The 20,128-nt window shown below is 44.7% G+C and carries 14 protein-coding genes and 1 other RNA gene; 8 read left to right on the top strand and 7 right to left on the bottom strand.

What is annotated here, in order from left to right; all coding sequences use genetic code 11:
• Nucleotides 1-34: 34 nt before the first annotated feature.
• Nucleotides 35-3,025, bottom strand: coding sequence for a M16 family metallopeptidase (locus tag AC27HD_RS06455; protein ID WP_487104544.1), 2,991 nt, complete (start codon nucleotides 3,023-3,025; stop codon nucleotides 35-37).
• Between the two features lie 145 nt (nucleotides 3,026-3,170).
• Between AC27HD_RS06455 and AC27HD_RS06450 the strand changes: the two genes are divergently transcribed.
• Entirely contained in the window at nucleotides 3,171-4,289 is a 1,119-nt protein-coding gene (locus AC27HD_RS06450) for a zinc-binding dehydrogenase (protein ID WP_487104543.1), read from the top strand.
• Nucleotides 4,290-4,492: 203 nt separating this feature from the next.
• Here AC27HD_RS06450 and AC27HD_RS06445 read toward each other — a convergent pair whose 3' ends face one another.
• Nucleotides 4,493-5,290, bottom strand: coding sequence for a peptidylprolyl isomerase (locus AC27HD_RS06445; protein ID WP_487104541.1), 798 nt, complete (start codon nucleotides 5,288-5,290; stop codon nucleotides 4,493-4,495).
• A 145-nt stretch (nucleotides 5,291-5,435) separates the two neighbouring features.
• On the opposite strand from AC27HD_RS06445, the gene rnpB reads away from it, so the two are divergent.
• An RNA gene (rnpB, locus tag AC27HD_RS06440) (RNase P RNA component class A) lies at nucleotides 5,436-5,787 on the top strand.
• Nucleotides 5,788-5,962: 175 nt separating this feature from the next.
• Here the strand turns inward: rnpB and AC27HD_RS06435 are convergent.
• Entirely contained in the window at nucleotides 5,963-6,706 is a 744-nt protein-coding gene (locus tag AC27HD_RS06435; RefSeq protein ID WP_487104539.1) for a substrate-binding periplasmic protein, read from the bottom strand.
• 355 nt (nucleotides 6,707-7,061) lie between these two features.
• On the opposite strand from AC27HD_RS06435, the gene AC27HD_RS06430 reads away from it, so the two are divergent.
• On the top strand, nucleotides 7,062-7,595 hold the full coding sequence (locus AC27HD_RS06430; protein WP_487104538.1) for a 3'-5' exonuclease: 534 nt from the start codon (nucleotides 7,062-7,064) through the stop codon (nucleotides 7,593-7,595).
• Between the two features lie 85 nt (nucleotides 7,596-7,680).
• On the opposite strand, the gene AC27HD_RS06425 is transcribed toward AC27HD_RS06430, so the two are convergent.
• Complete coding sequence (locus tag AC27HD_RS06425; RefSeq protein WP_235207787.1) at nucleotides 7,681-8,157, bottom strand: hypothetical protein; 477 nt, start codon at nucleotides 8,155-8,157, stop codon at nucleotides 7,681-7,683.
• Nucleotides 8,158-8,537: 380 nt separating this feature from the next.
• Complete coding sequence (gene metK, locus AC27HD_RS06420) at nucleotides 8,538-9,683, bottom strand: methionine adenosyltransferase (protein WP_269517433.1); 1,146 nt, start codon at nucleotides 9,681-9,683, stop codon at nucleotides 8,538-8,540.
• A gap of 407 nt (nucleotides 9,684-10,090) precedes the next feature.
• Between metK and tkt the strand changes: the two genes are divergently transcribed.
• The 4 genes from tkt (at nucleotide 10,091) to AC27HD_RS06400 (ending at nucleotide 15,592) form a co-directional block, all read left to right on the top strand.
• Nucleotides 10,091-12,082 (top strand): transketolase, encoded by a 1,992-nt coding sequence (tkt, locus tag AC27HD_RS06415; RefSeq protein ID WP_487104535.1) that lies wholly within the window; start codon nucleotides 10,091-10,093, stop codon nucleotides 12,080-12,082.
• Between the two features lie 17 nt (nucleotides 12,083-12,099).
• Nucleotides 12,100-13,110 (top strand): erythrose-4-phosphate dehydrogenase, encoded by a 1,011-nt coding sequence (gene epd, locus AC27HD_RS06410; RefSeq protein WP_487104533.1) that lies wholly within the window; start codon nucleotides 12,100-12,102, stop codon nucleotides 13,108-13,110.
• Between the two features lie 92 nt (nucleotides 13,111-13,202).
• Nucleotides 13,203-14,378, top strand: a complete 1,176-nt coding sequence (locus AC27HD_RS06405; RefSeq protein WP_032096368.1) for a phosphoglycerate kinase — start codon at nucleotides 13,203-13,205, stop codon at nucleotides 14,376-14,378.
• Nucleotides 14,379-14,692: 314 nt separating this feature from the next.
• Entirely contained in the window at nucleotides 14,693-15,592 is a 900-nt protein-coding gene (locus AC27HD_RS06400) for a fructose bisphosphate aldolase (RefSeq protein WP_487104531.1), read from the top strand.
• A 197-nt stretch (nucleotides 15,593-15,789) separates the two neighbouring features.
• On the opposite strand, the gene AC27HD_RS06395 is transcribed toward AC27HD_RS06400, so the two are convergent.
• Nucleotides 15,790-16,254, bottom strand: coding sequence for a hypothetical protein (locus AC27HD_RS06395; RefSeq protein WP_487104529.1), 465 nt, complete (start codon nucleotides 16,252-16,254; stop codon nucleotides 15,790-15,792).
• 328 nt (nucleotides 16,255-16,582) lie between these two features.
• On the opposite strand from AC27HD_RS06395, the gene AC27HD_RS06390 reads away from it, so the two are divergent.
• Entirely contained in the window at nucleotides 16,583-18,754 is a 2,172-nt protein-coding gene (locus tag AC27HD_RS06390; protein ID WP_487104528.1) for a prolyl oligopeptidase family serine peptidase, read from the top strand.
• Here the strand turns inward: AC27HD_RS06390 and AC27HD_RS06385 are convergent.
• Nucleotides 18,732-19,898 (bottom strand): DUF418 domain-containing protein, encoded by a 1,167-nt coding sequence (locus AC27HD_RS06385; protein WP_487104526.1) that lies wholly within the window; start codon nucleotides 19,896-19,898, stop codon nucleotides 18,732-18,734. The genes AC27HD_RS06390 and AC27HD_RS06385 overlap by 23 nt on opposite strands.
• Nucleotides 19,899-20,128: the final 230 nt, after the last annotated feature.

Below are 20,128 nucleotides of genomic sequence, written 5' to 3'. Positions count from 1 at the left end.
CATACTAAAGCATACTAAAGCGTACTAAAGCGAACTAGAGCTTAGTACCGTGAATATCCAGTTCTACCAGAGGCGAGTCTAGAGATGCCGCGAATGCAGCTACCTTTTCTCGCTGAGTATTACCGTCGCCCGCAATAACATAAATCATGGCTGGCTCCTGCATATACTGCTCGATAACCCGATGCACCTCATCTAAGTTGGCATTTAGTGCGTAGTTTTGCTGTAGCTCTACGTAATTAGCAGGGCGGTTGTATTCGCTAATCTCCTCTAGCATACGTAACTTGCTTCCCAAGGTTTCAAACGCTCGCGCATTGCCTTTAATCACCATGTTTTGCATGACAGACAAATCTTGCTGGTCAAAGGTGTCTTTGTAATCGCCCACAAGACGTTTGAATTCCTCTAGCGATTCTTTAGTTACATTGCTTCTCACCTGAGAACTTGCAATAAATGCTGAATGATAAGGGCCGCCTCTTACATACGAATAAGCGCCGTAGGTGTAGCCTTTCTCAATTCTCAATGTTTGAGCTAAACGTCCGCTAATTCCACCGCCAAGTGATGTGTTGGCATATTCAATGGGGTAAATGTCGTCGTTTTGTGCATTTGGAAGCAGCTTGCCCATATAGATAACAGATTGCTTTGCATCTGGAATATCAATAAAGAACACGCGGCTATCTGCCGATGTAACGGCAGGTTTTAGCTTAGGCAGTGAAGCCGTTGCACCAGACCAATCGCTGAACGAAGAAAGTGCGGCAATGACCGACGCTTTATCGACTGCACCCACACTATGGTATTGGCTACCTAGCGGCTTAATGTTAGCTGCGTAATAGGCCTCAACATCGTCCAATGTAATGGTATCGATACTGGTGAGCGTTCCACCTGTGGCAACGCCTAATGGGTGATTATCGCCGTAAAGTTTGGTAGAGAAAACGTTGAATGCTGTGCGCGATGGGTTACTTAAGCTCTGCTTGATGTTCGTCAGCTGAGCTTGTTTTATTCTATCAAAATCAGCTTGTTTAAAAGCAGGCATAGTTAGCATTTCAGAGACCAACGCCATTGTCTCGCGGTAGTTTTTAGCGAGCACACTTCCTCGAAGCGTAATATCGTACTTCGATGCACTTACGTTAACCGACGCACCAAGTAGACCAAGTGCTTGTTCAAACTCTGCCGCCGTTCTTTTTTCAGTACCCTCAAATAACATATCGGCAAGTAGCGCTGATGTGCCTTCCTTACCGCTTGCGTCTAGCAGCTGGCCACCCGGGAAACGCATGCTGAAATTCACTAATGGCAGCTCGGTATCTTCAATACCATAAGCATTAATACCTAATTCAGTAGTATGCTGCCACACATCAGGTACGTTAATAGCAGGCAGGTCTGTTAGTGCGGGTTCACTGCGATCGTTGTTGGTGTTAGTGCGCTTGAATGCGACGTTATCCGACTCGTTAAACTCCTTTTCTGCCCCTTCTATAATTTGCTCTTCAACCACGTTTGCCTTAGTGGCGTTGTCCATAGCAAGTTCAACTTCGCCTTTAGGAACGAAGTTGGTAATAACGGCAGGCTTGTTTAGCACATATTGGTTAAACACACGCACGATGTCTTCGGTAGTAACACTGTTAATCTGCGTAATTTCAGTATGATAAAAATCAGGAGATTGTGCATACTCATTGTATATTCCAAGCTGAAGGGACTTGTTAAGGATGCTTTCAAACTGTTCATAAAACGCGGTTTCGGTTTGCGCGCGTATGCGAGTCAGCTGAGCATCGGTAACGCCTTTGTCTTTGAAAGTAGCTAAACCTTGTTTAATAAGGGCATGGACTTCATCTAACGGTTGGCCTGAATTTGCTCGTACTCGCAATGTGAATGTACCAGCAACTTCCTGGGCAGAGTGATAAGCCGATACATTTGGAGCCACTTGCTTTTCAGTAACGAGTAACTCATATAGCGGTGTGTCTTTAGTCCCTGCCAATAATTCGCCAAGCATATCAAGAGCGTATGCGTCAGGATGATACTGCTCAACAGTAGGTAGCGTAATTCTAATTTCAGGAAGGCGAGCAAAATTATCTTCATGCACCAAAGTAATATCGCTATCTAACGACACTGGCATAGGCTCTATAGGCGCCACCGACTTGCCGGCATCAATTTCGCCAAACCAATAAGCCACTTTTTCTTTTGTTGCTTCAATGTCGATATCACCGGCAATCACTAGCGTTACGTTTGATGGGGTATAAAACTCGTTGTAAAAGCCTTTTACATCTTCCAGCGTAGCTGCCTGTAAGTCTTCTAAATCGCCAATAACCGTCCAGCTGTACGGGTGTTCAGCGGGGTAAAGCGCTTTGCGAATAACGTGGTCGGTATGGCCGTAAGGGCGGTTATCCACGCGCTGACGTTTTTCATTTTTCACCACCTGTTTTTCGCGCTCAAGAGTAGGCTCGGTAACCGTATTGATCATAAAGCCTAAACGGTCTGAGTCTATCCAAAGCAGCTTATCAAACGCATCTTTTGGCACCACTTCGTAGTAAATAGTACCGTCACTCCAGGTGCCGCCATTTCGACTCCCACCTAATTCAGGGATCATTTTGCGATTGGCGCCTTTAGGCACATTTTCAGAATCGTTAAAGGCCATGTGTTCAAAGAAGTGGGCAAATCCTGTTCTTCCAGGTTTTTCTCTGTTGGAGCCTACGTGCACCACGGTGGCAAGCGAGACAATGGGGTCAGACTTATCTTCATGCAAAATGACCGTTAAACCATTGTCTAACTGATATTTCTCGTATTCGATATTAAGACCTGGCTCTTCGGCCTTCGCTTCTTTTTTTACACTATCTTTTGATGATGGCGCAGTAGGGGCACATGCGGTTACCGCAGTTGCCAAAGCAATAATACCAAAGAGGTAAGTACCTGCTTTCATGGAGTAATCCCTTCTATTTATTCTTAGTCGCTCTACAATAGTAACTATTGATAGTAGGCACAAGTTGCTGGTGGTTTTAGAAAGAGACGACAGTACGTTTTTGTAAAGTACAACTGACTGCACAAATACTCCATTTAGCACCGTATACCGATAAAATTCTTATGGTTGCCTATCCACCTAAGTGATTCGCGTGCAGCTTTTCTTAGTGCTAGCGTAAGGTTATAAGCAAACGCTACTACTCAATATAATTACACGGAGAATGATTACTGTGACAACATCAAAACAACTACTAACAAAAATTACTTCGCAAGGTCAGCTAGAAATTAACCTTGTTGACTCGGATATCCCTGAGCCAAAAGCGCACCAGGTTGTTGTTAAAATTGAAGCCACACCTATCAATCCGTCGGATATGTGGCCTATGTTTGGTCCAGCAAATTTGAATGAAGCGACCTTCGATGCAGACAAGGGTCAGCTAACGGCACCCGTGCACCCTGGTTTACTACCTCGTATAAAATCTCGCTTGGACATGTCATTACCTATCGGTAATGAAGGTGCTGGCGTGGTAGTGGCTGCCGGTGAAAGTGAAGCAGCTCAATCTATGTTGGGTAAAACGGTCGCGGTACTATCAGGTGCCTGTTTTGCGCAGTACTGCTGCGTGCCGGTTCAAGCGTGTATCGTTCATAAAGAAGAGACTACACCGCAGCAAGCTGCGTCATCGTTTGTTAACCCGCTAACGGCCTTGGGTATGGTTGAAACCATGCGCATGGAAGGACATAGCGCATTAGTTCATACCGCAGCGGCCTCTAACTTAGGTATTATGCTAAACAAAATTTGTATTGCCGAAGGCGTGCCCTTGGTCAATATAGTACGCAAGCAGTCTCAAGCTGATTTATTGACAGATATTGGCGCGAAATACGTGTGCAATTCGTCAAGCGATAGCTTTAAAAAAGACCTCTACAAAGCCATTGAAGCAACCGGTGCCACATTAGCCTTTGATGCCATTGGTGGGGGTGAGTTGGTTAGCGACATTTTAACGGCAATGGAAGCGGTTGGAAGCAAAGACGCTGAAGGTTTTAATACTTATGGCTCAGACGCCAACAAACAAGTGTATATTTACGGCGGCCTAGACTTTTCACCTACTATCTTAAACCGTGCCTACGGCATGACTTGGGGAATTGGCGGGTGGCTATTAATGCGCTTCTTAGGCAAATTAGCCCCTGAAAAAGTGGGTGCGCTACATCATCGCGTGGCAAATGAAATTAATACCACGTTTAAAAGCGACTTTACTGATGTATTAAGCTTAGAAGAGGCATTGCAGCCTGAAAGAATAGCTCAATATAATGCAAAGAAAACCGGCGAAAAGTATTTAATCAATCCTCAGAAATAGATGTTGTTGATAAGGCTAATTTGAGTTTAGAAGAAGCCATTTTTCGCAATACTAAAAAAGCCACCTCTTACCAAGAGGTGGCTTTTTATTTGGCCGCTAAATGCTTTTTTATAGCTAAAGGCTCTACAGTAGCGCTATAGGCTTTCCATTAAAGCTAAAGGCTTTCCATTGAAGCTAAAGGCTTTGCAAAAGCAGCTAGAAGTCTATGAACGCTTAAACTTAACGCAGCGACATACCAGCGCTAAGCTCAGTAAGAAAAAGCCTAAGCTTCCTCCGCCAGACGAACTGTTGCCAGAGCCTGGAACATCTGGAGAGACTGCGTCTATCAGCGTATTTTCAACAGGAATAATATCTGGATTGGTCACCGTTGCGCTATCTGTCACTACTACGTCAGTAATAATCACCAAGTTGTCGCCTGTTACTTCAACATCATTACTCGCATCGGCGCTGGTATAGTTTTGCAGGGGAATAGTTTCCGCTGCGCCGCCCAAATTAAAACGTGGTAGGTCTTCAATAGCATCAAGCACTTCCATGCCATTACCTAACACTTGGCCAAACACGGTAAACCCGCCATTTTGCACATCTAGGTTTGCGCTGTTGTCAGATAAGTTAATAAACCATTGTGATGTGGCGCTATCTGGTGAACTGGCAAGCTTTGCCATTGCAATAGTGCCGCGAACGTTAGATAACGTTGGCTCATTAATAACAGGCGTTCCTGTGGGTACGCTATCAAGAGGAAACATACCGTTATAAACAAAACCGCCGCTTTGCGCGACAAAGCCTGGCTCTAAACGATGTACCACCGTGTTTGCATAGGCTCCTGAGTTTACATAGTCCAAAAAGTTCTCGACGGTTTCAGGAGTCTCTTCATCGAAAAGATTTATTTGTACGTTGCCTAGTGCGGTTCGTACTTCAACCACAGTGGCCTGCACTGTGCCGGCCATTAACAGGCCTAAAACACCCGCGACTCGGAGAGAGTTTGATTTAGCTAGAGTAAACATCAATTGATACGCTTATAGAAAAAATGAGAGGCCTGATTCTACGGTAGAAGCCGAAACGAATACAAATAAAGATCAATCCGCATTTTTTCTCTTCAAAGGCGTTACCTAGTCGCTATTCATGTTGCCTTACTGTAGAATGCGCCGCGGAGTTGGCCAGGCAATCGCCGCTTTCGCAAGAAAGGGGAGGAAAGTCCGGGCTCCACAGGGCAGGGTGCCAGATAACGTCTGGGCGGCGCAAGCCGACGACAAGTGCAGCAGAGAGAAGACCGCCTAAGCATGTTTACATGCCGGTAAGGCTGAAAGGGTGCGGTAAGAGCGCACCGCACCTCTGGTAACAGAGTGTGGCGAGGTAAACTCCACCCGGAGCAAGACCAAATAGGATCCCTTAACGTGTGGCCCGCATGGGGATCGGGTAGGTTGCTTGAATCAGTGAGTAATTGCTGATCTAGAGGAATGGTTGCCCACGACAGAACCCGGCTTATCGGCCAACTCCACCTTTATTTTTGTGAGCAACGTAATCACGTTGTTTACCACTTTCGTCGGCATATTTGTTTTGCGCGGCGATGAGGCGATTAAGCCTTTATTTAACCTTTTGTGAACGCTCTTTTTAAAAGCTTCTTTGCAAGGTAATAGCAAGACAATAACTCGTTGGCATTAATAGCCAGATAGCAGTTAGATAGAGAAATCGGCGTATTTGTCGATCACTGATTGAATCTTCCCTTCAGCGCTTAACTTCTGTATCACGTTATTCAACGTACCTACTTTATCTTTATGTCGGCTGTGCAAACGAAGGGCGAGGGAGCCTTTGGTGTGAATAGCGCCAAAGCTAATTTCAACACCGTGTTTAGCAGACCAATAGCGAGCAACAGCCTCTTCCATAATTACCACTTCTATCCGTTGATTACGCAAGGCCAATATGAGGTCACTTTCCGATTGAAAGGCGAGAGGCGTAAAGGTATCAGCGTCAAAATAAACGTAGCCTTCTACGGTACCAACAATACTGTCCTTTCGAATTTGGTTACGAGTGCGATAACGATCTGCATTCTCTGGAAGGGTAATAAAGTACTCTGTTACGTCGATAATAGGGTCGGTGAAAACAAAGTTACCGTTTGCTTCATTTGATGGCACCCATTCTGGGCTGAAAAAGTCAAAATCAAGTGCCCCATTTCTAAACGCTTGCGCGGCTCGTTTTGTAGATAGCATGACTTTTTCGGTTTTAAACCCGGCAGTGTCCATAATTAATGGTAGTAATTCCACCATTATGCCAGGACGATGATCATCCACCGCATTTTCATAGGGTATTGAGCTGCCTGAAGTACCTAGATTATATCTCAGCGACTCCTTGGCAATACAGGCTGAAGAGGCTAACGAGAGCAGCAACATCTTTACTAAAATTCGATATATTCGTCGTTTCACTGGGTCCATCCACATCGTAAAAAGTCGCTCGTAAACACTGCATCATTTATAAAAAAGATTAAAGATTCTATCAAAAGCGCTTGCATCGTTTGTTTAGACGTTTTTAGGTATTGTTTATTAATAAGCGAGACGCTTTAAACGCAACCCATGTGGTCAGAGTAGTTCAAATTAACGATGATGAAAAGTGGCATGATTCTACTATTGCGATGCTAGAAGTAAAAAATAAGAAAAAGTGCGTATATTCGGCTGAGTCGCCTTTTAGTAGCCTAAAAGAAAAATGTACTGCTACCCTTTAAGACACAGGTGCAGTGTGTGGGCAATATAACGTGCTAGTAATTAATTATGCGGAGAAAAAGTGCAAAATAGATGGCTCCCTTCTATCGTCGATGTTGAAGCAAGTGGTTTTGGGGCGGCGAGTTACCCCATTGAAGTCGGCATCGTGCGCTATGATGGTGCAAAGTGGTGTAAATTGATCCGCCCGTTTGATTCGTGGATCCACTGGGATGACAAAGCCGAACAACTGCACGGTATAACAAGAGAGATGCTTCACACTCGCGGCGTTGAGCCTGTGAGAGTGTGTCACGAGCTTAATCGCTTTTTAGGCAATACCATAGTATACAGTGACGGTTGGGTGGTTGATAACCCATGGTTGATAAAGCTGTTTAGCGCCGCTCAGGTTGAGATGGCGTTCACGTGCAGGGCAATGGAATACATTTTGAGCGAGCCGCAGATGAACATGTGGCATGAGGTGAAAGATAATTTATCAGTGAATTTAGATACCCAGCGACATAGAGCTAGTGCCGACGCCTATTTAATTCAGCAAACGTTTATACAAACTCAGATTAAGACCAGTAAAAAGGCTCACCAGTCGCCTAAACAAAGTAAATAAGGGCAAAACAAATAAGGGCCGAACAAATTAGGGAAAACAAATAAAGCCAAAACGAACTAAGAGCCTACCTTCAAAACATAACCCCTTAAAAGAGGTAATGCACACCTAGAGAAAGCGCCATATTTTCTTCTTCTCCAACCTGTCGATGTTCAATTTCTACCGCCATGTTCAACCCTTTATTATCGCCTAAAAGCCATCCTAATCGGGTAAACGTGCCTATATCAGTTGGAACATACAGCCACTCTGCGTAATGACTAAATGCAGTGTTTTTCGTATTGTACGTGGCGTAAACATGTTGAGGTAAGCGCGTATTAAAACTGCGTTTGGCACTCACAGACGTTTGCGACCCAGCGGGGTAGGTAAAGCTACTGTCGTACTGATGGGTTTCTGTGATGGAATGTGGTCTGTAGCGGCTTTTCAGCTGCCAGTTTGCCATCTTCGCGCTTTTAAAATGAATGGGACCAAAGTTAGATTCTACACTTCTTTCACGCGCACTCGCATTGCTAGCGGCAAAACAGAGTCCGCATAGTAGCAATAAAACGTAGAAGCGCTTGGTTGTCATGTGTTTCACTTTAAGTGTCAATTTCATTGCTTGTTACAACACAATCAGCAACAAAGAAGTTTAGAGTAAAGAAAGAAAAAGAGCACCATTCTTTACTCAACAATCTTATTATGGCACTGCTTATCGGCGTCTACGGTATCATGCTGATGCAGTACGTATTTTTATAGCTACTTATTAAATAGCTACTTATTAATTGACTAACTATTAAAAGCATAAATAGCTTTTATCTAAGCATAGACAAAAATGCAGGTTACGGAAATGCATTTAAAATACTTAACGCAAATTCTTTTACTTTAAAAAACAAAAAGCCCCCGCTATAAATATGCTTTTCGCATTAACGAGGGCTTTTTAGCGGCGCTAACACGCCCTTATTTATTTAACTAAACCGATGCTTTAAGCGCTTCGGCTTTGTCAGTCGCTTCCCAAGGGAAAGCTTCACGACCAAAGTGACCATAAGCCGCAGTTGCACGGTAAATTGGACGCTCAAGGTCTAACATTTTAATTAGGCCGTACGGGCGAAGGTCAAAATGTTCGCGCACTAGTGCAACCAATGTTTTTTCGTCAACCACGCCGGTACCAAAAGTATCGATACTGATAGAGGTAGGCTGCGCAACGCCGATAGCGTAAGAAATTTGAATTTCACAGCGCTTGGCTAACCCTGCCGCTACAATATTCTTCGCTACATAACGTCCAGCGTAAGCGGCACTGCGGTCAACTTTTGATGGATCTTTTCCTGAGAATGCACCACCGCCGTGACGTGCCATACCGCCGTAGGTATCAACAATTATCTTGCGACCGGTTAAACCACAGTCGCCCATTGGGCCACCAATCACAAATCGACCGGTGGGGTTAATGTGAAATTGGGTATTTCCATCAATCCATTCGCTTGGCAGAACCGGTTTAATTATCTCTTCCATGACAGCTTCGCGAACGGTTTCAGTAGACACTGAGTCGCAATGCTGTGTTGATAACACTACTGCGTCAATTCCAACAGGCTTGTCATTTTCGTATTTAAACGTGATCTGACTTTTCGCGTCAGGGCGCAGCCAATCAAGCTTTCCCGATTTGCGTACTTCAGCTTGCTTTTGTACTAAACGGTGCGAGTAAGTAATCGGCGCTGGCATAAGCACGTCGGTTTCGTCACTTGCGTAACCAAACATTAAACCTTGGTCGCCTGCACCTTGCTCTTCTAAGCTGGCGCGGTCTACACCCTGGTTAATATCGGGAGACTGCTTACCAATAGCGTTAAGCACGGCGCACGAATCAGCATCAAAACCCATATCAGAATGGGTATAACCAATCTCTTTCACTGTATTTCGAGTGATTTCTTCAATATCAACCCATGCTGACGTGGTAACTTCACCGCCAACCAAAACCATACCTGTTTTTACATAGGTTTCGCAGGCAACACGTGCCCGAGAGTCTTGCTCTAATATAGCGTCAAGCACTGCATCTGAAATTTGGTCAGCGATTTTATCCGGATGTCCTTCAGAAACCGATTCAGAAGTGAATAGATTCGTGGCCATGTGTACTCCGTTTGCATTTAATTATCGAAATTATTTGTATTGTACTAAATCAAGTTATAAATACCAGTCTTTACTTCTAGACGTCTAAAAGTCTTGTGACTTTAAACCGTTACGATTTGTTGACATTTACCGATCAGTTTCTCTTTTTTAGTTACGTATTGAGATCGAACAACGTCGAGTACTGACATACAAATTTGCGTTTTATCAATGAGCATTTACGTGTGTTTTGCTTAATAGACCATTTTTTGTGAGTAGTTTCGCTTTTGGCATTATAAACCCATTGAACTGTGCGGTGGCATGGGTAAGAATAACGCCACATTCAAACGTACATTAAAAAGCAAAGCTTAAGTCGAATGCGCGACTTACCTCCACGCTCGCTTAGATACGAATTATAACCAGGAGACAACATGCCCTCTCGTCGCGAACTCGCCAATGCTATCCGTGCATTAAGTATGGATGCGGTTCAACAAGCTAAATCAGGTCACCCAGGCGCCCCAATGGGGATGGCCGACATTGCTCAAGTATTATGGCAGGACTTTTTATCCCATAATCCAGCTAACCCATCATGGGCTAACCGCGATCGCTTCGTGCTTTCGAATGGTCATGGGTCAATGCTGTTATATTCTCTGCTTCATTTATCGGGCTACGAACTGCCAATTGAAGAGCTTAAAAACTTCCGCCAGTTGCATTCTAAAACTCCAGGTCACCCAGAATATGGTTATGCACCTGGTGTAGAAACCACCACAGGCCCATTAGGCCAAGGCGTGAGCAATGCAGTCGGTATGGCGCTAGCTGAAAAAGTACTTGCGGCTCAGTTTAACCGCGATGGTCACGACATTGTTGATCATTACACTTATACATTCCTTGGCGATGGCTGCTTAATGGAAGGTATCTCACACGAAACGTGCTCTCTTGCAGGTACCTTAGGTTTAGGCAAACTTATCGCGTTTTGGGATGACAACGGCATTTCAATTGACGGTGAAGTTGAAGGTTGGTTTACCGACGACACGGCAGCACGCTTTAAAAGTTACGGCTGGGATGTGATTGAAGGTGTAGACGGTCACGATGCAGAACAAGTGAAAGCTGCCATCGAAAAAGCGCAAGAAAACAGCGCTAAGCCAACCCTTATTTGTTGTAAAACGACCATTGGTTTTGGTTCTCCAAACAAAGAAGGTACTGAGTCTTGTCACGGTGCACCGCTAGGCGATGATGAAATTGTAGCAACACGTGAAAAGCTAGGCTGGAAGCACGGCGCGTTTGAAATTCCTGATGACATTTATGCTCAGTGGGATGGCAAAGGTAAAGGCGGTGAAGCAGAGTCGGCATGGAACGATGCTTTTGCAGCTTATGAAGCCGCATACCCTGAACTAGCCGCAGAATTTAAGCGCCGAGTTAACGGTGAACTGCCAGTTGATTTCAGTGACAAAGCAGATGCAATCATTGCCGAGCTGCAAGCTAATCCGCAAAACATTGCGTCGCGTAAAGCGTCTCAAAATGCGCTGAATGCGTTCGGTCCATTGTTGCCAGAACTATTAGGCGGCTCTGCTGACCTAGCAGGCTCTAACCTAACAATTTGGGAAGGCAGTAAAGGCGTTGAAGCTAAGGATGCATCGGGTAACTATGTTTACTACGGTGTGCGCGAGTTTGGTATGTCTGCCATGATGAATGGCATTACGTTACACGGCGGCTTCAAAGCATACGGTGCAACATTCTTGATGTTTATGGAATACGCACGTAACGCAGTTCGCATGGCAGCACTAATGAAGCAGCCTGCTATTTTTGTGTACACACACGACTCAATTGGCTTGGGCGAAGATGGCCCAACTCACCAACCTGTTGAGCAAGTAGTTGCGCTTCGCTCTACACCGAATCTTGATAACTGGCGCCCTTGCGACCAAGTTGAATCAGCGGTGTCGTGGAAATCGGCAATCGAGCGTACTGACGGCCCAACCACTCTTATCTTTACGCGCCAAGGTTTAGCGCAGCAAGAAAGAACCTCACAGCAAGTGGCTGATATTGCGAAAGGTGGCTACGTACTTGTCGATAGTGACAGCACGCCTGAAATTATTCTTATTGCTACGGGTTCTGAAGTTCAGTTGGCAGTAGAAGCCGCCGCTGCATTAACCGAGCAAGGCAAGGCCGTGCGCGTGGTATCAATGCCATCGACAGACGTGTTCGATCGTCAGTCGAAAGACTACCGCGAGAGCGTATTGCCTTCTTCAGTGACCAAGCGTGTAGCGGTTGAAGCACTGTCAAAAGACAGCTGGTACAAATATGTTGGCCTTAATGGCGCTATTATCGGTATGGATACCTTTGGCGAATCGGCACCTGCGGGCGACCTGTTCAAGCACTTTGGTATTACTACCGACGCTGTCATAGAGGCCGCGCTGTCTCTGTAAGAGGTAAATAAAAGCCAATGGTAAATATTGCCATAAATGGGTTTGGTCGAATTGGTCGCAACGTATTACGCGCACTTTACGAGAGTGGGCGTAATAACGAGTTTAATGTTGTAGCCATTAACGACATTGCTAAGCCCGAAGGCATTGCACATTTACTGAAATACGATACCGCCCACGGGCGGTTTCGTTTCGATGTGGCCTTAAAAGATAAAACGCTGTCGGTAGCAGGCGATGATATCCAGCTGCTTGCTGAAGCCGAAATTAGCAATCTTCCCTGGGAAAACCTAGGTGTAGACATTGTGCTTGAATGTACCGGTGTATTTGATGATCGTGCTTCAGGGCAGTCTCATCTCGATGCGGGTGCTAAAAAAGTGCTGTTTTCATCCCCTGGTTCTCCCGATTTAGACAACACAGTCATTTTCGGTACTAACGAAGATACCTTAACCAGTGACCATAAATTAGTCTCTAACGGCTCATGTACCACAAATTGTATTGTTCCTGTTATTCAGGCGCTTGATGCGGCGTTTGGTGTACTTAGTGGCACAATTACCACCATTCATGCATCAATGCATGACCAGCAAGTTATCGATGCATACCATGAAGATTTACGTCGAACTCGGGCTGCAAGCCAATCTATCATTCCTGTAGATACGCGCTTGGCGGCGGGTATTGAACGTATTTTACCCAAATTTGCCGGCAAGTTCGAAGCAATAGCGGTAAGGGTACCCACCATCAACGTCACCGCGATGGACTTAAGTGTTAGCCTCGAAAGTGAAGTGTCTATTGAGCAAGTCAACCAAGCGTTACGAAAGGCAAAAGACGGTCGCTTGCAGGGAATTTTAGACTACACCGAAGAGCCTCTGGTATCAGTAGATTTCAATCACGACCCACACTCGTGTATTGTAGATGGCACACAAACTCGCGTAAGCCACAAGCAGTTAGTTAAAACTCTGGTGTGGTGTGACAATGAATGGGGCTTTGCAAATCGAATGCTAGATACAGCCAAAGTGATGTTTGAAGCAAAATAAATCGTAAATGCTGCCAGGGTTGGTGGCACCAACCCGCGCAGCTTTCACACGTTAATGAATGACAACATTTTTAAATTAACATAGGAAAGATGATGCCAATTCCAAGTATGAACGATATGGCCTTGCACGGTCAGCGTGTTCTCATTAGACAAGATTTAAACGTACCGGTTAAAAACGGCAAAGTAACCTCCGATGCTCGCATTAAAGCATCAATTCCAACCATTAAAGCAGCGCTTGATGCTGGAGCTGCCGTTATGGTGATGTCTCACCTTGGCCGTCCAACTGAAGGCGAGCCTGCCGAAGAGTTTTCGCTTCAACCTGTTGTCGATTACCTAAACGACGCCCTCGATGTACCTGTAAAGCTAGTTAAAGATTACCTAGACGGTGTTGAGCTTGTCGATGGCGAACTAGTGATCCTAGAAAACGTACGCTTCAATGAAGGCGAGAAGAAAGACGACGAAACCCTTTCAAAACAATATGCTGCACTGTGCGATATTTTCGTGATGGATGCATTTGGTACGGCTCACCGTGCACAAGCTTCTACACATGGTGTAGCGAAATTTGCTACCCAAGCATGTGCCGGGCCGCTTCTAGCTGCCGAACTCGATGCACTAGGTAAAGCGCTAGATAATCCTAAGCGCCCAATGGTGGCCATTGTTGGTGGGTCAAAAGTATCGACTAAGCTAACCGTATTAAAAACACTGGCAGAAAAGGTCGATCAGCTTATTGTAGGTGGCGGTATAGCAAACACATTTATTGCTGCCCAGGGCCACAATGTAGGTAAGTCACTGGTTGAGATGGACCTGACGGAACAAGCTACTCAGCTAATGAACAACGCCCAGGCCAATGGCGGAAACATTCCTGTGCCAACCGATGTAGTGGTAGGTGCAGCGTTTGATGAAAATACTGAGGCCACGTTAAAGCACGTGTCTGAAGTCACTGATGAAGATATGATTTTTGATATTGGCCCAGACTCATCGAAAGCTCTGGAAAGCATTATTAAAAATGCGGGTACCATTGTGTGGAATGGCCCGGTCGGTGTATTTGAATTTGAACAGTTCAGCGCAGGTACGAAAGCCCTGTCTGAAGCAATTGCAGCAAGTGACGCATTCTCTATTGCAGGGGGCGGTGATACACTTGCAGCAGTCGATAAGTATGGGATTGCCGATAAGGTCTCTTACATATCAACAGGCGGTGGTGCATTCCTTGAGTTTCTTGAAGGAAAAACACTGCCTGCTGTAGCGATACTAGAAGAAAAAAATAAATAAGCGCTGTCGTTGCCTCAAGTTAGCTAATCAAATTAATTAACTTGAAACTATAACGTAAGAAATAGCGCCTAGTATGCTACCGGTGCTTACCTATACTGAAAACAGCAATAACATGGTGTAGGTAAGTGCCTTTCGAAATTGCCCCTTTTTAAAGAGCAAGCTTCTTTGAAAACGGCGCTTTTCGAAAGACTCTTTTTTTAAAAAAGGTTCTTTGTGAAGAAGAACTGGTTAGCTTTACAGTGATGTTTGCTGACGAAATAACTATAAACCCTACAGCTGTCGTATAGGCAGAACAATACAAAAGGAGTGTTGCAATGGCATCACAAGCTCAGCAATCTATGCTGGATAAACTCAACACACAAATCGGTTTTATTGCAGCGCTAGATCAAAGCGGCGGCAGTACACCGAAAGCGCTACGTCTTTACGGCATTGAAGAGTCAGAATACAGTTCAGACGAAGAAATGTTCAACCTTGTACACGACATGCGCACTCGTATTATTACCAGTGCTCCTTTCAGTGGCGAGCGCGTTCTTGGCGCCATCTTGTTTGAAAATACCTTAGATAGAGAAATTGAAGGCATGTCCACTGCTCACTATTTATGGCAGAAGAAGCGTGTTATTCCGTTTTTGAAGGTAGACAAAGGGCTTCAGGAAGAAAGTGATGGCGTACAGCTCATGAAGCCGATGCCAGAACTAGATGCACTGCTAGCGAAAGCCGTGGCGCAAGACGTGTTTGGTACTAAAATGCGAAGCGTAGTAAAGCTCGCTAATCAGCAGGGTATTAAAGCCGTTGTCGAACAGCAGTTCGAAGTAGGTAAGCAAATTCTTGCCGCAGGACTTGTGCCTATTATCGAGCCAGAGGTTGATATTCACAGCCCGCAGAAAGCCGAAGCTGAAGCACTCCTTAAGCTTGAGATCCTTACCCAGCTTAACTTGTTAAGTGAAGGGCAAGAGGTGATGTTAAAACTAACATTACCTGACCAAGCTAACTTCTACAAAGAGTTAGTAGACCATCCACGTGTACTAAAAGTAGTTGCCTTATCGGGTGGTTATACTCGTAACGACGCTAATGCAAAGTTGTCAGAAAACCAAGGCATGATCGCAAGCTTCTCTCGCGCACTTACCGAGGGTACCTCTGCCAAGCAGTCTAAAGAAGAATTTGAAGCACTACTCGATACCGCAATTGATGGTATTTATACTGCTTCTAAGTCTTAATTTAGCGCTTGTATGGCATTGTGCTTTGCCGCCACAAGCGGCATTAGCTTTGCGTCATAAGCTTTGCAACAGAAGCTTCGAAATATGAGCTTTGCAAAACAGGCACAAAAAAGGAGAGCATCGCTCTCCTTTTTTGTGCCTGTTTATCCCGTGCTGAAATATCCCATTTTCATAAAGAAAGCGAAAGGGCATTTGACTCAAGATGAAAAGTCATTTTGACTTAAAAACTGCCTGACTTCTCGTTCATCAAAACGCAACCCTGCTTGTGAAATAGCGTTAAGGGCGGCATCAATGTCATCAAAAAACGCATATTCAATTTCAGCAGCATCGTAACAAAAGCGCAGTTGCTGTCTTATTGTCATTGCCACATCAGAATCTTTAATCACTACTGCAAGTAATCTTAATCCACGAGTTTGACGAATGCGGGTTTGCTTGATGAAAATATCAAATGTGGAGGGAGGCATAAGGCTTTCACCATATAACACACTTAATTGCGCCCACTGCTTGCTTGGGTTGTCTGTGTTGCTTGATACGGTCTCTATGTGTTGTGAGAGTTTGACCACGCCATGTCGCATTGTTTCGTCATTCCACGGGCCTCTTGCAGAAAAAAGCACAAGCTGCTCGCTCACTGCGCTTTTGTATTCACCATGATGATTATGCATATACCTAATGCCACCTTTTTGTTGGTAAAGTCACACTACCATGTCATCTACTTTTTCAATATTCTCCCTTCGTATACGGTTAGCGGTTGCTTAAAAATAGACTCTACAATTGGACGAAGAGCAAAGAACGCGGTAAGAGTAAATCGCAGCAAGCGTGGTCTACAGCTTTAAATAAAGGACAGTTTGTCTTAAAAGTATGTACATTTTATCGACTAAATCGAGTGAGTGGCCGCATATTTAACCCTGCTTTATCTTCATGGCGTTTGATTGCGCTAGTATGAGAGCTGAACAAGTTTGAAGATCAAAAACAAAAAAAAATAGGGCAACAATGACAGCACATTATTTACACCTACATCGCAAAACGACCAAGAAGTCATTTTCTACAGGCCGCATTTCTACGGCCATATTATTTTCCTTAGGTACTTCTTTGCTGAGTACGTTACTTCCTGCTACCAGTGTGGCTCAAGAAGACACAAGCACTGTGAATTCGACGCCAACATCACCAGCATCCAATAAAGCTCACCACTTTGCGTCAGAAGATATTTTCAATTTGGAGTATGTGAGCGAAGCACAGGTATCGCCAGATAAAAAGCAGGTGGTCTACGTGCGCCGCTCTAATGACATTATGTCTGATAGCACGCGCGCTAATATCTGGCTTGCCAGTGTCGACGGCAGTAAGCACCGGCCTTTACTATCGTCTAAACATAACTTCTACTCGCCTCGTTGGTCTCCTGATGGAAAACGTTTGGCGTACTTGTCGAACGAAGAAGGTAAGCCACAGCTGTATGTACGCTGGATGGATACAGGGCAAACGGCACTTGTTACCAATGTCACCTCTTCCCCTAGCTCCATTACCTGGTCGCCTGATGGAAAGCACATTGCATTTACCATGAGCGTCGATGCCGAAGAAAAGCCGCTGAAAGTGAATATGCCTAAAAAACCGAAAGGGGCCAACTGGTCTCCAAGCTTTGAATATATTACTAAAGCAAGGTACCAAGCCGACGGAAGAGGGGTATTAGAGCCAGCGTATACACATATATTTGTCGTGCCATCACAAGGCGGTACCGCAAGGCAGCTTACCTCTGGCGATTATCACCATCGAGGAAGCTTAAGCTTCTCTCATGACGGCGCAAAAATTTACTTTTCAGCCAATCGAAGCAGCAACTGGGAATACGAGCCAATAGGAGCAGACATTTATACGGTAGACATGCTGGGGCATATCGAGCAGCTAACCAGTTTTAAAGGTCGTGAAGCGTCACCCGTTGTATCGCCTAATGGCAAATATGTCGCTTATGAACGCCGAAGCGATGAAAAAGTCATGTATAAAAATACGTATTTGTATGTGATGAATGCCGATGGTACAGAGCACAAAAATCTCACTGAAACCATCGACAATTCCGTGTCTAACTTTGTATGGAAAGATAATAAGAACATCTATTTTCAGCAGTCGGTAAGAGGTCTTGCGCAAGTCGATAGTGTGTCGCTATCGGGTAAAGTAACCAATATGGCATCTGGGTTGGGGGGCACTACATTAGGCAGGCCATACGTCTTTGCCACATACCACGCCGCGGGTGATGTTATTGCCTACACAAAAGGTACTACTAACAGACCTGCTGACTTATATGTTACTAGCGATGATGAGCGTCAACTGACGTCGCTGAATGAAGATGTACTTGGCCACAAAACGCTGGGTGAAGTGAAAGAGATTGTTTACAAGTCTTCAATAGATGGAGAGGAAATTCAGGGCTGGTATATTCTTCCTCCAGACTACGACAGCAGTAAAACCTACCCACTGATTTTAGAAATTCATGGCGGTCCAAATTTGGCCTATGGTCCAGTGTTTACGGCAGAGTTACAGCGAATGGCGGCCGAAGGCTACGTAGTGTTTTACGATAATCACAGAGGCAGCACTGGCTATGGAGAGCGTTTTGCTTTGTTACTTCAAGGCAAGTACAGCTCAAAGTATGACTTTGCCGATCACATGTCGGGCGTTGATGCGCTCATTGAAAAAGGCATTGCCGACCCTGAAAAGCTTTACATCACCGGTGGCTCAGCCGGGGGAATTGCATCTGCTTATGCCATTGGTCTAACGGATAGGTTTAAAGCCGCGGTAGTGGCAAAGCCTGTTATTAATTGGCTGTCTAAAGTGCTTACCGCTGACTCAGGGCTATACCAAATACCTTTTCAGTTCCCTGGCAAACCTTGGGATAACGTAGAGCATTATTGGAAGCGCTCACCACTGTCGCTAGTTGGCAATGTTACAACGCCTACCATGCTTATCACTGGAGTGAACGATAAACGTACTCCTATGTCTGAAACTGAGCAGTTTTACCAAGCGCTTAAAATTCAGAAAGTAGATACAGTACTCGTAAAAGTACCTGAATCGTCTCATGGCATTGCCGCAAAACCGTCGCGAATGATTGGCAAGGTAGAAAATATCTTAGCGTGGTTTAAAAAGTACAGCGGTGCTGATGACGTTACAACGCCAGATGCTCCTTAGTACGTTTCTTATAAAAGCTATGTAAATACAACTTTCGCCAAAGGGCTTCAAAAGGGCCTTGGCGGAGGTGCTTAGCCATTATATTCGCCAGCACTACCTGAATAGCAGTAAAGGCTAACGTAATGATAAGCAAATCGAGCAAGGTGACTGTAAAGGCAAAGTCAGGGAAGTACGCAGGCATGACTATTCGAAAGAGCACCGCCATCGCCATTGATTGAGTGAGGTATAGCGTAAACGCCATTTTTCCGCAGTTAACTAGCGACTGATACCACCACGCTGCTGTATTTTTTACCTTAACGAATAAATGAGCGTAAACCAACGCGCAAAAGATAGCTGGGACACTCGACAGCATCGGTGTGACATCTGCCGTCACTTGCTCAATCAATATCAAAGGAAGGGTCGAAACGATGGATGTCACTATTGCAATGGCGGCTATCTTTATAAACGACGCTGAAGAAAAGCCCTCGTTGAAAAAGCCATTTCGGTAAAGGTACGCGCCAAACATCATAAGGCCCATAGATTGCCACAACATAGTAAATGGAGCGACAGCAATACTTATTATCTGAAAGGTAGCTTGTGTTTCAATTTGGAATAAATAGCTGCTCTGCCACTGCGCCACTTCTTCGCTATAAACCTCACTGGCTCTAAGTGGAAGTTCGCTGCCGAATTCGTAAAAATATGCTGATATCACGCCAACAACAAGCATAATAACGCTGCCTATTACCAAAAAATTGAGGCTTTTCTTTTTCAGGTTGTCTTGGCTAAGGGAAAAACTTTTTAGAATTAAAAACGCACAAATACTGTAATACAGCAGAATATCGCCACCAAAAATGAATACGCTGTGCAGCAGTCCAAATACAAAAAGCCACTTTAATCGCGACTTAGAAAACGTTAAAAAATCGTATCCTCGCGATTGGCAGCGTTCAAATTGAATAGCCAAGCCTGCACCAAAGAGCAAACAAAATAACGAGCGGAATCTTCCATCTAAGAAAAGGGCATTAACTAGCGAAATGATGTCATCAGATAAAAGCGGTTCTTCAAAAAACGCGTAGCCAGTGTAAAAATTTTGGTGAAACGTAATATTTAAAAAGAGTATACCGAGGATAGCTAGGCCTCGAATGGCGTCTATTGATTGAATTCGCATTTACATTCCTTGTAAAAGAAGATGGAGTGCCATTAGTTTGGAGTTACAGCAGTGTAGCGAGTCTGATAAATAAGATCGAAGTGAAAAATGTATCGAAACGTTTATGTGTTTTGCGCCTATGATTCTTCTGGAGTGTTTTTAAGACGACATGCGACACCAGCGATACTGCCTCTGTTACTTGTTACATTGCCCCAGCGTTTAACGTCTAAAAAAAATAGCTAGCACTACTG

It is taken from the genome of Alteromonas sp. 4NS20-0143 (assembly GCF_057542855.1).
This window is presented reverse-complemented; position numbering and strand designations above follow the sequence as displayed.